At 39.0% G+C, this 14,009-nt stretch carries 10 protein-coding genes; 3 read left to right on the top strand and 7 right to left on the bottom strand.

Annotated elements, in window-relative coordinates; genetic code table 11:
* The first annotated feature begins 362 nt into the window (after positions 1-362).
* Positions 363-749: a LytTR family DNA-binding domain-containing protein gene (locus RCC89_03940; protein WMJ72317.1), complete on the top strand. Its 387-nt coding sequence runs from the start codon at positions 363-365 to the stop codon at positions 747-749.
* Positions 750-752: 3 nt separating this feature from the next.
* On the opposite strand, the gene RCC89_03935 is transcribed toward RCC89_03940, so the two are convergent.
* On the bottom strand, positions 753-2,618 hold the full coding sequence (locus RCC89_03935; GenBank protein ID WMJ72316.1) for a 7TM diverse intracellular signaling domain-containing protein: 1,866 nt from the start codon (positions 2,616-2,618) through the stop codon (positions 753-755).
* Positions 2,619-2,925: 307 nt separating this feature from the next.
* Here RCC89_03935 and RCC89_03930 point away from each other — a divergent pair, with 307 nt between their 5' ends.
* Positions 2,926-3,168: a hypothetical protein gene (locus tag RCC89_03930; GenBank protein WMJ72315.1), complete on the top strand. Its 243-nt coding sequence runs from the start codon at positions 2,926-2,928 to the stop codon at positions 3,166-3,168.
* Positions 3,169-3,512: 344 nt separating this feature from the next.
* Here RCC89_03930 and RCC89_03925 read toward each other — a convergent pair whose 3' ends face one another.
* From RCC89_03925 to RCC89_03910, 4 genes are all read right to left on the bottom strand, one after another.
* Complete coding sequence (locus RCC89_03925; protein ID WMJ72314.1) at positions 3,513-6,722, bottom strand: AsmA-like C-terminal region-containing protein; 3,210 nt, start codon at positions 6,720-6,722, stop codon at positions 3,513-3,515.
* Positions 6,723-7,055: 333 nt separating this feature from the next.
* Complete coding sequence (locus RCC89_03920; GenBank protein WMJ72313.1) at positions 7,056-8,369, bottom strand: TolC family protein; 1,314 nt, start codon at positions 8,367-8,369, stop codon at positions 7,056-7,058.
* Positions 8,347-11,427 (bottom strand): efflux RND transporter permease subunit, encoded by a 3,081-nt coding sequence (locus RCC89_03915; protein ID WMJ72312.1) that lies wholly within the window; start codon positions 11,425-11,427, stop codon positions 8,347-8,349. Before RCC89_03915 ends, RCC89_03920 begins: the two co-directional genes overlap by 23 nt.
* 18 nt (positions 11,428-11,445) lie before the next feature.
* The gene (locus RCC89_03910; protein WMJ72311.1) at positions 11,446-12,501 is read right to left on the bottom strand and encodes an efflux RND transporter periplasmic adaptor subunit; all 1,056 of its coding nucleotides are present in this window, start codon (positions 12,499-12,501) and stop codon (positions 11,446-11,448) included.
* 136 nt (positions 12,502-12,637) lie between these two features.
* On the opposite strand from RCC89_03910, the gene RCC89_03905 reads away from it, so the two are divergent.
* Positions 12,638-13,081 (top strand): OsmC family peroxiredoxin, encoded by a 444-nt coding sequence (locus RCC89_03905; GenBank protein ID WMJ72310.1) that lies wholly within the window; start codon positions 12,638-12,640, stop codon positions 13,079-13,081.
* A gap of 31 nt (positions 13,082-13,112) precedes the next feature.
* Here the strand turns inward: RCC89_03905 and RCC89_03900 are convergent, their stop codons facing one another.
* The gene (locus tag RCC89_03900; protein ID WMJ72309.1) at positions 13,113-13,616 is read right to left on the bottom strand and encodes a DUF2721 domain-containing protein; all 504 of its coding nucleotides are present in this window, start codon (positions 13,614-13,616) and stop codon (positions 13,113-13,115) included.
* Between the two features lie 13 nt (positions 13,617-13,629).
* Entirely contained in the window at positions 13,630-14,007 is a 378-nt protein-coding gene (locus tag RCC89_03895) for a sensory rhodopsin transducer (protein ID WMJ72308.1), read from the bottom strand.
* Positions 14,008-14,009: the final 2 nt, after the last annotated feature.

Below are 14,009 nucleotides of genomic sequence, written 5' to 3'. Positions count from 1 at the left end.
TCACTTTATCCACCAACCAAGATCGGTGTCTACGTTGGTGGATAAATTAGGCCCAATGCTACTATCCAAATGCGCTATTCACTTCCCTATTTTTTCAGAGAGAGCATACTGGATATTTGAGGCTATTAACAGCCTTGTCCTTTATGATTAAACTACGTCCTTAAGAAATTTTATTTTTTCCAAAAACGCCTTCCTCGCATATTTAAAAGGTTTTTTAAACGTCCTTTATTTGTTTTTTTCCTTATTTTTTAAAGGACATACCCCATGAGTTTTGATGCTTTTTCGGCGTAATTTTCCTTTATTTTTTGTCGCCCAACATATCTTTGCTTCATACTTAATCACTTAATCAAAACCCAACGACCATGAAACAAGCTATTGCTATTTCTCCTGAAATTAAACCTGCAACAACCTTTTCACAAAAAAGAATTGTTGTAATGGACAAGCATGAATGTGTATTCTTAAATGTAGAGGATATTATGTTTGCTGAAGCGGATGGCGGTTACACCAGACTCCATTTAAATAATGGGAAGTGTCTACTAGTTTCAAGAAACTTAAAAGCACTCTCAGAAAGACTTTCGCCAGAAACATTCCTAAGAATACACAAGTCATTCATTATTAATATAAATACCATAAGCAAGTATATTAAAAGCGAAGGTGGCTATGTGGTGTTGACGAATGGTAAGCACATCCCAGTTTCTGTGAGAAAAAAGGAATTGCTATTAGACCTCATAGAACAACTTGTATTGTAAAAATCAACTTTTTTGATACTGTTGACCATAAATGAGGTCTTCCCAAGTAAAGTCCTTTGACTTGCTTTTACCCGTAAGTAAGGTTATTCTTTCCGATACCTTATTTTTAAAATTTTGACACGTAGTCTTTTGAAGGTCAAGCATACCAGACATTTCAGATGCAGTTACATCAATATCTCTTGAGTAGATGTAAAGCATGTAAAAAGCCTTGGTAAGAGGGAACTTGATTCTATGAAAAATAGTGTTTGATGTCAAAGATTCATTGTAGTTACAAACAGCACAACGTCTGTCAAAACGATTTTTACCCTTAATGGACTTGACACTACCGCATTTGATGCATTTGTAACCGATTTTATCTTTAAGGCCTTTAAGATAGCGCATACAAGATGGCTCGTCTGGATAAGCCTTCCTAAAGTCTTCAAAATCTATGTGAGATTTGGTAACTGTAGAAATAGCAAAATTATTGATGTACTTCTTAAGCTCATTATTTGCCAGGTCAAGCGAGATACTCATTTTAATATTTTCCTCAGCCTTTTCTTCCATCTTTCTATTAGCTTCGTGAAGCGCTTTGGTGCGCTCTGCGACTTTTGCCTCTAACTCACGGTTAACCTTTTCTTTTAACTCCTGATTTTGTTTATACTGCACGATAAGATTAGCCTGTGCTTTATTACGCTCTTTATAAGTGTCCTTAATCATTTCAGCAATACCCATGGACAGAAATGTAAATTCTAGCACAATGCCAAAATTTACAGCGTATACAGTAATCACTCCTGAAGAAAGGAAAGTGGCCTGCTCCAGAACTGATACTAAATATGAGAACAATAAAATGGAATAAGAAATAACCAGCCATTTAGCAGGTTTATAAGTTCCTTTATAATATAAATGAAGGGAAACACCAAGCACCGCTATCATAAAACCCAAGTCAACCAGCTCAAATAAATAAAAGTGATGGTGAAATAGCTGCATGACATATATGACAACTCTAATTGATAAGACCACAAAAAGAATCTTATATATTATAGGCAACCTTCTTTTTAACCCCAGAAAACTAGAAGAAAAAAGCAGCATACCAATACTACTTAGAAAAAGCCCTGTTTCCCCCATGTAATCATTTATCTGAGGCAAATTGGGCCATAAATATTGAAACCCGGTGCCGTTTCTGCACATTAAATACAAAAGGGTACCTGAGCCATAAATAACATAATAAATATAATATAACTTCCTTAAACTAAGGAAATAAAGAAGGTTATATAAAATCATTACAAGCAATAGCCCATTGAAAATGCCTATTAAGACATACTCGTTTATTGCATAGTTAAAAATACGGTCATAAGATCGAAGTACTGGCTCCAAGACGTTCCGTTTATCCGAAGCAAAACGCATATACAATGTATCATTTTCAATATGGCTAGGCAGGATGAAGCTTACATTTTTATGGTTTACCTCCCTAGAGGAAAATGGCATCGAAAAACCAGCTTTATGCTCTACAAACTTTCCTGTACTATCAGGATAGAAAAAGCTGATTTCATCAATATCGTAATCAAAAAGCTCTATTCTAAAAGGTTGTATATCTATGTCATTTTTTACGATATGAAACTTTAGCCAGTAAACAGCTTTCCTGTTTTGGTTGATAAGGTCTTGAAAGGTGCTAGGTACAAATTGATTTTGGAGATCTTCGGAACTTAATATTTCATCTAATGTCACTCCTGCGGTATCTTCCATATATTCCACATATTCCCTTACGATAAACAGTTCCTGCAAATCATTGGACAACACAATGGGCTTGATTGCATTCGCATTGCCGGCAAATAAGCCTATAAGAAGTAATACAATAAAAAAGCTATGAAAATAATTATGACGTAAGCCCAAAACTCTAGTTTTTACAAAATTTGAAGCAATATACTATAGCACTGTTTAATATGGAAGTTAAATCTTGGTGCGGCTTATTACACCTGCTACTCTTAACGAGCATTTAAGTACTTCCTGCATAGTCAACATGTTTAAAACATTCTTAAAACGCTGTAATATTACAACAATTTTATTTTACACCAATTTATAAATCAACAATTTACAAAGTCAGACATTGGGTTTTTCAAATGCATTTAAACTCGCCTGTTTTTGCGTACTTTTTTTTTGTAACTTTGAGAAGCATTCAAAACAACATCTACATATACCGATGAGAATCGTTGATGAAATACCTCACCTGGAATTTAAAATCACCATATATTCATGGAATGGGAAATATATATTAAAGTTGGAGAAGGGGATGTATGAACAGGTTTATAAAATTAGCGAGATGGACGTAGTTGGTGACGAAGATGCTAAGAAAGTCATCGAGGATGAGGAGTTTATGAATAGCGTTATGGCACGCTTCAAAGAAATGAATGCGTCTTTAAATAATGCCTTAAATAAACTGTAAAAAAACCGGTCTTTCAGAAATGAAAAACCGGATTAGCATTTTTTTCAGTTATAATTTTTTATAAGCCTCCCTAGTGGAGGCTTTTTTATTTAGGGCGCGCTGAAAAACGCCCAAAAAATTGATCTGTATATATTTGTATAAAAAATAGGAGGTATAGGTGCAAGGGTTTTTCGGTTATTTCCGATTTTTCCATGCACAGTAAGTTGAGAAGCTTTTAGTCCAATATTTTTTTGGGCTAGCCACAAGCGCACGATCTACTTTATGGCCTTACATTCGAAGTATTCCAATACGTCTTCATGTAAGGCCGTGCGTATCTTGCACACTTGTGACTTTTTCAGCAGGCCCTATTTATTCCTTCTCTTTCCCAACCTCACTTTGAAGTCATCAGAATTACCTGATACGCTAACTGTTATGTATTTACGAAGTATACCAGTTTGCTCATCAATAATGTCTTCTTCTTTATCTTCAAATTCTTTTTCTTCAATTTTGTTTCTTTTAAGCTTGGACTTAGCGGCACTCCACCCAGCCTTTTTAACCATTTGCAGTGGCACTTTTACCTCATAGTCCATATTATTGTCAAAGTCTTGCTTACCTTCTATATATAAATACCCTAAAGTTGATGCGATCTTCATAGAAGGGAAACTGATATAGCCATCTTTAATGGTAAAGGTATTAGACATTTCTCCAAACCGAACATTATCTAAGTTTTTATCACTAAAGTAATCAGCCATGGCGTGTAAAGGCTTAAAGTTTTCCAGACGCCCATCTTTAATAGTTACTTTAGCTGTTGCGTCCGTTTTGGCAAGATCAGTAACAAAATCCGGATACATGTGTACCTTAGACTTAATCTCAGCATCCAGTATTCCATGCAGGTTCTCGTTAATCATATAGTCCTGACCGAAATTGTCAAATTTATAGAACACTTTGTCGATATCAATATTTTTCAGATTAATGTCACTAAAGAAGTAAATCTCATCTTTATTTGAACCATTGAAATAACCTTCAATATCAACATGTCCATCTGCTGCATCTAAAGCAAGCTTATCAATATACAAGAAATGGTCAGGTGTACTTCTAACTTTCCCAATTATATTACTTATTAAATATTTATGATGCCTCAAGTCTTTAATATCAACCTCCAACTCCATATCAGGAAATGCCAGCGCAAAAACATTGAAAGCACTGTCGTGGTCAACAGGTTCTGCATTATAGTTACTAGCAGATGCAGGTTGATAATTAGTCAATTCGTCAAAGTCCAGCATCTTAGATTTGAACTTCCCTCTAATATGCTTATGAGACTTCAAGGTATCAAGATAATGTTCCAACGTAAGGTCTAGCCCAACATCCGTCCTGCCCATTTTTGCATAAAACCCTTTTAAACTAATAGTCCCGCTAGTATCCGTATCTATTACCCCTTTTACATCTTTCAAGGCAGGGAAATCATTAAGCCTAAGCGTAAAATGTTTAATATCGGTATGGCTCAAGAACCCACTAGGACAAAAAGAATTACTGATAAAGTTACCCGCGCCTACAAATTCAAAGTCACGGATAATCTCCTCTTCAATTTCATCGCTGGTCAAATATTTGCCGTCATAGTACAGCAGTTCTTTTACATTAAGGTATTTAGTCTTAATGGTTGTATTGTACTTCACCTCTTTTTGGGCGTTTTCATCCATTAAAGCTTCTGGGTTTAGGATATCGCCTGTTATATAAAGGTCATTATCGCCAACAGAAGCCTTAAAACTATGAAGTGTGAGCTTATTGTCGTTCATAATGACCCTACCACTAATATCATTGATTTTATGAGGATATTTATCAATGGTCATGGTAAGGTGGTCTAACAACAAGTCTGACTGTGGAATATATTTATATTCTTTTAAATCTTCTGTGGTTGTAATAAAGTCGACCCTAAAGTCTAGGTCCCTAATTACGTCATTGTATTCTTCCGCCATAGCTGGGTCATGCGCAAGCAGTTCTTTAAGGTTTAATTCTGGCGCAACTCCTTCTAATGTAAACCTTACTTTACCTGGCTGGCCATGGAATACAGCCATTGGTCTAGTAATCTCTCCCTTTAGATCAAGTTTACTGTCTTTTATAGAAGCGTTGAAATGATGAAGAATAACATTATCACCCGCCATATCGATTTCCCCACTTTTGATAAATATTTCATGAGGGTAATTTGTCACTTTTGCACGTACATTATCAAATATAATCCGGCTATCCGTACCATCTCTTAGTTTGGTAATTACAACAATAGCACTGTCGGGGTCAATTAGCTCGTCCAAGGTCATATCTACAGATACTATCCCTTTCATGTACTCTACGCCATCTACAGCATAAAACTCTGATAGTACTTCGAGGTCAAGTTTAGTATGTAAGTCCATAAAAATCAATGGATCTACAAAGTTTCTGACTTTAAAGCTTCCTTTAAATGTACTGTTGTCGGGATTAGCGGTTATGTTTTTAATGGCAATTTCAGAAGTCTCCATGCTGCGTTCTTTACCATTGGTGTAGTACCCTGTAAAGTTAATATCCCTCAAATTGCGGTTTCTGGATGTATTGGTAAAAGAAGCGTTGGCACATCCAAATTCTACAAATACCTGCGGGGTCAAACCATAGCCAGCAGGCCCTTGAATATTTCCTTTTACAAATATTTCACCCTTGTTATTAAAATCTTTTAACTGCGCAACATATTCATCAGGAGCAAAGGCCATGATAAGGTCAAAGTTAGACTTTTTGGCATGCAGGTCTATGTTGCAAACTATGGAATCTTCAATATCAGACACCTCCCCTCCAAATTCAAAAGTGGCAGCTTCAAGTATAAACTCACTAGGATCTACTTTAAGATAAGAGGTACTCATATCGTAGTGGACATCGGTATGAACTTCCATGTGCTTATTATGAAAGAAAGAAGTCCCCCCTGAAGAAAAGTCATTCAGGTCTGCGTCTGCATCAATATGTATATCTATAGTGTTGTTCCTGTAGGCAAACTTTGCCTTAGCATCTTGCAACTGCACCTCTGTATATTGGTCAGAGGAGTAGTCCGTCTTCTTTATCAGAAGGTTTTGGATAACCAGTTCTTGAAGGTCTAGGTTAATTTCTGATGCTTCACCACCTTCGTCATCACTCTCTTCACCAATAGACTTGGCCATGAACAGGTTTATCTTTCCATCCTCATACTTAACATAATCCAGAAAACCATCTTTAAGCAAGATTTTTTTCATGGTATACTCCCCTCTCATCAAATCATACACATCAAAGCCTACATAAGCTTCTCCTATTTGGTAAACAGGAACGCTTTTACCACTTTTATCTGGGTACAAGGTAAGACTATCAAGTTCAATAGATATATAAGGGAAGTTTCTGAAAGGAGCGACACGCACCCGGCTTACCTCCATTTGTCCCTCTTGGGCATCGTTAAGCTGCTTAAGGACAATATTGGCAATCCTATCCTGATTATACCAGGCAGCACCTACGGCTGAGACGACTACCAGCAAAACTACAGCAAAGATTATAGCTAAACTTTTTACTGTATTTTTTACGATCTTGTTCATTTTCATTTAGAATGATAAGTACGATAAAAAAGAGAAACGTAATTTGTTCCAGGATGTTTAAAACCTGAAATATGCATTAGAACTTTCTATTGCATAATCTAGGTTAAAACCTAAATATTAAGATAGGGTTCACCATGACAAGCAAAAATCAAAAGCCAAGGTATATTAAAGTTCATAGTCTCACTATGGTTTCGACACAAATGTCTACCATTGGCTGTTTTGAGTTTAACTAAACGTACAAGCGAAGCCCTAATAAATATTTCGGGTTAAAATCCATTCTCTAAAAGTAGAAAATATACGACAAATAAATAAACGATTTTTTTTACTGAATATTTATTCTTTATCTTCAAGAATTCTCCCCGACAGCCTCTTTAGTTCCAGTTCTGCCGTTTTCACCTCAAACCGTGCCGACGCCAGCCTGTTATTGACTTCGTTATATGAAAGTTCTGCTTCCCTAAGTTCAAATGCACTAATAGCACCAGCTTCAAACCTTTCCATAGCCAGCTCCAGGTTTTCTTGGGCTATAAGTATATTTTCCTCTTCAAGCTCAAGAATCAGCAGGTTATTTTCATACACCGTGTACCCATTTGTTACCTCAGAGTTCAAATTGTGCCTGGTCATATTGAACAAATTTTGACTCTGAGTTTCTCTGATACGTGCTATTTGGTTTTGCCTGGACTGGTTAAAACCGTCAAATATCCGCCAAGCGGCTGTTATGCCATAGTTCCAACCACCGGCTTGCCGAAAGGTAATAATATTAGCCTCACTGTCAGCAGTGGTTAGGCTATACCCTGCATATAACCCTATGGTGGGGAAAAACAATGAATTTGAAATTTTCTTGTCAATGGTGGCCAAATTTCTGTTCACGGCTGCCTGAAGGAGCGACTTATTCCTTCCGGTCATTTCATCAACAAGATTTTCCAAGGTTAGGCGGTCTTCAAACCTATAGTCGTGTTCTATGCCATATTCTGCGTCTTCTACCCCCATCAGTCTGTTAAGTTCAATTTTCCCACTGCGCATTTCAGTTTTCTGGCGCAGCATGTTAGAGCGTTGGAGGTTATAATCCACCCTGGCCTGGAGAACTTCCGCCCGTGGCGCTACCCCTGCCTCTAAGCGATCTTCACTAAGCCTTAATTTTTGCAGCGCAATATCTGCTGCTTCTGAGTAGGCATTAAGCAATTGTTGCTGTAAAACAAGGTTGTTATAGGCATTAAGCACCTGCTGAACCGTGTTCTCGATAGTTTCTTTCATCCTATACTCTTCAAGCACGTCCAACTCTTTGAGCCGGTCATACTGCCAAAACATACTCATACCGTCAAAAAGTGTCCAGTTTAGCAAAGCCCCCACACTTCTGGTCCTAGATGCTGCATTGTCACGATCTACCACATCGCCATCAATAAACTGTAACCTGGTATCTTCTATAGCGTGTTGCTCTGTGGCTGTAACATCTATTGTTGGCAGCATGCCAGCATTACCAATATACACATTTTGTTTCACCGTCTCCTTGTCAACCCGGGCAATAATAATATCATGGTTATTGCGCAATGCCTCTTCCACAGCGGCTTCTGGTGTAAGCGTTTCCTGTGCAGCGATTGGGCAGGTACTCAAAAACAATAAACAGAAACTAAGCTTCCAATACTTCCACATTTGATGTTACTTCCTTCTTTTTTGCCGGGCTGGTCAGCCATGTATAAACGGCAGGTATAATAAACAAAGTTAAAAATCCAGAAAACAATAGTCCACCTACAACCGCAATTCCTAAGGACTGACGGCTACCAGAAGATGAACCTAAGGACATGGCAAGTGGCAAAATACCTAAAATGGTGGCCATGCTGGTCATGAGAATAGGTCTTAAACGTTGAGTAGAAGCTTCCAAGGCAGCTTTTAACACCGACATTCCCGCCTCTTTTTTCTGATTGGCAAACTCAACAATCAAAATACCGTTTTTGGTCACAAGTCCAACCAGCATGATGATCCCAATCTGGCTAAACACATTAAAAGTTTGATCAAAATACCATAAACTCAACAAAGCACCTGCGACAGCCATAGGTACGGTCAATAAAATAATAAAAGGATCCCTGAAACTATTGAACTGAGCGGAAAGCACAAGGTACACAAGCAACAAAGCGAGACCAAAGGCAAAATATAAACTTTTTGAACTGTCTGAAAAGTCTTTAGACTGCCCTGCCAGCGCTGTACTGTAGTGTTCATCCAAGACTTTTTCTTTTACCTCATCCAAAGCAGCAATACCGTCACCCAAGGTATACCCAGGGCTCATGCCCCCTGATATGGTTGCGGATGCATAACGGTTAAAACGGTACCTCGCCGGAGGATTTACTTCTTCTTTAAGTGTTACAATGTTATCCAACTGAACCATCTTTCCACTTTTAGTCCTGACTTGTAGGTTCAGGATATCTGTAGGTTTGTCCCTATATTGACGGGTCACCTGTCCAATTACCTGATATTGCCGGCCATCCATGATATAGTAGCCATATCGTTGTTCACTAAGGGCTAGTTGTAAGGTACGGGCTACATCTTCGACAGACACTCCCAATAAAGAAGCTTTTTCACGGTTTATGTCTAAGGTAATTTCAGGCTTGTTAAATTTAACATCAGCATCCACAAAAGTAAGCTCGGGTCTTTTTCTAGCTTCTTCAAGAAACCTTGGAAGAACGGTTCTCAAAGAGTCAAAAGAAGAGGCAAGAATAACATACTGCAAAGGAGGGCCACCAAAACGGCTACCAATAGTGGGAGGCTGCACCACGGTTGTCCTCAAAGAAGTCACCTTCTTTAATTCAAAGGTAAGTTCATTATAAATGTCCTGTTGGCTTCTTTGCCTATCTTCTGCATCTACCAAATAGATGCTTTGAATACCTGAATTGACCAAACCTGGGGCGCCAAAGCTAGGGGCTACAATGGTTAAAGGTGTCTTTACCTCTGGTATAGCTTCCATCAGCAAGTCATTGAGCATGTCCATATGCTTTTCCATATAGTCATAGCTGATCCCTTCCGGCGCAGTGGCCATAATCCTCAGGTTTGATCTGTCCTCTACCGGAGCAAGTTCACTGTGAATATCTGTGAACAAGAATATGACAAGAGCAAAGCATGCGCCCAGCGCAGGCCATGCCAGCCATCGCCTTTCCAAAAAACTATCAAGAGCTTTTTGGTACGCATTGCTCAACTTATTAAAAAAAGGCTCTGTAGCCAAGTACAGTTTGTTAGGCTTCTCCCTATACTTTAGCACCTTAGAAGACATCATAGGACTGAGTGTCAATGCCACGAAAGAGGAAACAATGACTGCCCCTGATAATACCACTCCAAACTCTTTGAACAGTTGCCCTGTCAACCCATCCATAAAAAGCACCGGAAGGAAAACAGCTACAATGGCTATGGTGGTAGCTATTACAGCAAAATATATTTCTTTGATGCCAGCAAATGCTGCCTGTACCGGATGCATCTTTTGCTCTATCTTGCTATATATGTTCTCCATGACAACAATGGCATCGTCACATACCAGGCCAATGGCCAGTACAATAGCCATAAGGGTCAAAATATTGATGGAGAAGCCAGCAATATACATGATAAAGAAGGCTGAAATAATGGAAACCGGAATGGCTACTACAGGAATAATGGTTGTACGCCAGTCACGCAGGAAAAGGAAAATAACAACTACCACCAAACCAAAGGCTACATATATAGTTTCCTGAACCTCTACAATAGCTTTTCTAACATAAGTGGTAAAGTCATACCCTATTTCAATATCAATATCTTCGGGCACTTCTTTTTTAAGCTGCTCAAGTCTCACATAAAACTCATCAGCAATATCGATAGAGTTGGCATTAGGCTGAGGTTGCACCGACACACCAACCATAGGCGCTCCATTTCTTTTCAGAATATTTCTGGGGTTTTCAGGCCCTAAACCTGCATAACCAATGTCCTTGAAGCGTATAGAGCGACCGTTCTCGTTTCGGATAAGGAGGTTGTCAAAATCTTCTGCAGTAGACAACAATCCGGAGGTTCGTACACTTAGCTCTGTATTGTCCCCTTCTATTCTTCCAGAAGGCAATTCAATATTCTCTCTAGCAAGGGCAACTTGTACATCTTGGGGGCTGACATTAGCCGCTGACATTTTTTGAGGATCCATCCATAAGCGCATAGCAGGTTTTTTTTCGCCAAACACCTGCACCATACTTACCCCTTTGATGGTTTGTATTTTTTCTTTCAGTACATTATTTGCGTACTCGCTTACCTCTAAGATACTTCTGGTATTACTTGAGACAGTCATATATATAATAGACTGTCCAGATGCATCTGATTTATCAACTATGGGATTATCAATATCTTGAGGAAGCTGCCTCCTCGCCCTAGAAACTTGGTCCCGCACATCGTTTGCGGCAGCTTCTAAATCCACTTCTACCTCAAACTCAATCCTGATTATACTTGCTTGTTCCCGGCTAGTAGAGGTAATTTGCTTAATCCCGTCAATAGAGTTGATCGTTTGCTCAAGCGGCTCTGTCACCTGGCTTTCTATAACATCAGCATTCGCACCCGGGTAAGTGGTGGTTACTGTAATGACCGCTGGCTCTACCACAGGGTACTCCCTTATGCCTAAGTACATAAAACCTACTATACCAAAAACCAATAAAACCACAGTCATTACTATGGCCAAAACAGGTCTTTGAATGCTTAGAGCTGATATGTTCATAAATAGGTTATGCTGTTATTATTTAACTAATACATCCATGCCCGGACGCAACTGTATCATGCCAGAGGTAATGACAGTATCTCCAGGGTTTACCCCTTTGGCCAAATACGTCATCTGTTCTTTTCTAAAGCCAATTTCGACAGGAGCCACTTCCACTTTACCGCTTTTGTAAAGGTATACTTTATGTCCGCGAATATCAGGCACAATTGCTTCTGAAGGAACTAATATGCCATTTTCGATCTGATCAAGCACAAGTTCTACTTCTGCAAAAGCTCCGGGGAACACAGTTTTTTGATGTTGCGTAGATAAAGCCCGAACCATAATGGTACGACTGTCTGGATCAATTTTAGGGTCGATGGCATATATCTCAGCAGGGAAATCCTCTTTTACTCCTGGAATGGTATATCTTACTTTCTGCCCTTTCCTAACATACATAGCGTATTTTCCAGGGATACTAAACTCGATTTTCAGCTTGCTTACATCTTGCAGACCCGCAATATTGGTGGCAGATGACACAAAGGTTCCTGTGCTTATGTTTCTCAGACCAATTATGCCAGAAAATGGCGCCCTGACCTCAGTCCTGGATATACGAGCCCGTAGCAATGCTTCTTCCGCTTTAAGTACGTTTAGTTCATTGAGCGCTATATCATACTCCGCCTGGCTAGCGCCTCCTTTTTTTAATAGCGTATTCTGCCTTTTTTCCTGTTCTTCGGCAAGCTTTATTTGGTGAATAACTTTAGATAGCTCAGCCTGCAAGTCACGGTCATCTAATTTTACAAGCAGCGTTCCCTTTCTGACCAGCGTACCTTCATTAAAATGTATACCCGTTACCCGACCTGATACTTCAGGTTGTAATGTTACTTCTTCATTGGCCAATACCGTCCCGGTAGAGGTTATTTTATTATCTAATGTTGCACCACTTACTTGATGGATATTTACAGCCATAGCTGAAGTACCTGCTTGAGCCCTTTTGGTGCTTTTTCCCTGCGAAGACCGTAATTTGGGCAAGGCTGCTAAATAAACCACTATTGATATAGCGGCCGCCCAAACAAGGAGCTTGAAAAGCTTTTTCATTTCTTTTTAAATTAAAAAATGAAGTTATAACATTTATTCAGTGAATGCAAAACAAAGAACGACGCCATGCCGTTCGCTTTCCTCCAACAATTCTATGCTTCAAAAGTTTCCCATAAAAGGGATAAATGTGAAAGGTATGAAAGAAAAAAAAGGAAGTGCTTTTTGGAGCGGAAGCCTAAGAGAAGGCAAAGGGCATATTAGTGTTGAAAGTGGTACATTTGAAAAAGTTCCTTATTCGTTCAGTCAACGTTTTGAGGACTCGAAAGGTGCAAACCCTGAGGAGTTGATTGGTGCGGCGCATGCTTCTTGTTTTTCCATGTCGCTTGCTCACGAGCTATCTATTGCTGGCTTTGTTGTCAAGGCTATTCATACAGAAGACAAAGTCCATTTAGAAAAAGGCGGTGATGGTTTTCAAATAACATTAATTGAAATTTTCTGTGATGCAGAAATATTAAACATTGACGATGAGACTTTCCAAGACTTTGCGGAAAATGCAAGCAAAAACTGTCCTGTGGCGAAAGCTTTACAAGGCGTGAAATTTAAGATAAATGCACGCCTAAGACACGCTGAAGAAGTTTGATGGACAGGTTTTGAGATAAAGAGAGTCGGCTTTAGGGCCGACCTTTGTTTTTTAACTGGTTTGGGTTGTTTACTTGAAGCACATTGGCCATTTCCTGGTTTACGGATTTCAAAGCTATTCTTGACTCCAATATCAACAGCATACTTGCTAAAAACAACAACATAGCACCGAGCATCCCAGACATTAACGGGAAATAAGCAAATTCTGCATTGGTGATCTCAAAAATACCAATTAAAAAGCTTGTGAGGATAAAGATACTTATTGCCAAGTAAAGTGATGTCATCGCTTTTTGTAACAACCGTGCCCTGTTAGAAGCAAACTGTAGTTGGTGATACAGAAATTCAAACTTTGTGTTGGCTTTATCACTAGGCTCCTCTGTCAGCTTTTCAAATTGGTCGCTGAGTTTTCGTGTACGTTCTATACTTCTTGCCAACCTTTGTGAGGTAGTCAGTAATAATGAACCTGTTGCCACAATAAGGATCGCCGGCGTAATCATCGCCGACAATATGGTAATCACTACGGAAAGGTCTCCCATAAAAATTAATGAATTATGAACTTTCTGAGTAAGCCATAGTGCCAGTAATGGCTTTATGACTATGGCTACTATCTAATCTACTAAACTGTATTACCACAGGCACATTGGAGGAAATTACAGCTGAGTAATCCTTACCTAATGGAATTGCCCGAGGATCTATTAAATCATTAAACCTTACTTTTCTTACCCTGCGTGCCTCAACTTTCAGATTATATGGCCCCAAAGGAGCATCATCTCCATAGTAAATGGTAATATTGAGATCAGCTTCCTCTTGAGACACATTGAGTACCGACATTTTGTCATTGCTGACCATTTCAGGCTCATGGCCATTACTTTTTGCTGGGATATGCCCCCCAGGCACAATCCACATGTTTTTCCCTAGTGCTTCCATGT

The sequence above is a fragment of the Cytophagaceae bacterium ABcell3 genome (assembly GCA_030913385.1).
GTDB lineage: Bacteria > Bacteroidota > Bacteroidia > Cytophagales > Cytophagaceae > ABcell3.
This window is presented reverse-complemented; position numbering and strand designations above follow the sequence as displayed.

Excerpts from the sequence above, each read along its gene's own strand:
- RCC89_03910 (WMJ72311.1), bottom strand. The coding sequence starts at position 12,501 with ATGAAAAAGCTTTTCAAGCTCCTTGTTTGGGCGGCCGCTATATCAATA.
- RCC89_03940 (WMJ72317.1), top strand. The coding sequence starts at position 363 with ATGAAACAAGCTATTGCTATTTCTCCTGAAATTAAACCTGCAACAACC.
- RCC89_03895 (WMJ72308.1), bottom strand. The coding sequence starts at position 14,007 with ATGGAAGCACTAGGGAAAAACATGTGGATTGTGCCTGGGGGGCATATC.
- RCC89_03905 (WMJ72310.1), top strand. The coding sequence starts at position 12,638 with ATGAAAGAAAAAAAAGGAAGTGCTTTTTGGAGCGGAAGCCTAAGAGAA.
- RCC89_03900 (WMJ72309.1), bottom strand. The coding sequence starts at position 13,616 with ATGGGAGACCTTTCCGTAGTGATTACCATATTGTCGGCGATGATTACG.
- RCC89_03930 (WMJ72315.1), top strand. The coding sequence starts at position 2,926 with ATGAGAATCGTTGATGAAATACCTCACCTGGAATTTAAAATCACCATA.
- RCC89_03915 (WMJ72312.1), bottom strand. The coding sequence starts at position 11,427 with ATGAACATATCAGCTCTAAGCATTCAAAGACCTGTTTTGGCCATAGTA.
- RCC89_03925 (WMJ72314.1), bottom strand. The coding sequence starts at position 6,722 with ATGAACAAGATCGTAAAAAATACAGTAAAAAGTTTAGCTATAATCTTT.
- RCC89_03920 (WMJ72313.1), bottom strand. The coding sequence starts at position 8,369 with ATGTGGAAGTATTGGAAGCTTAGTTTCTGTTTATTGTTTTTGAGTACC.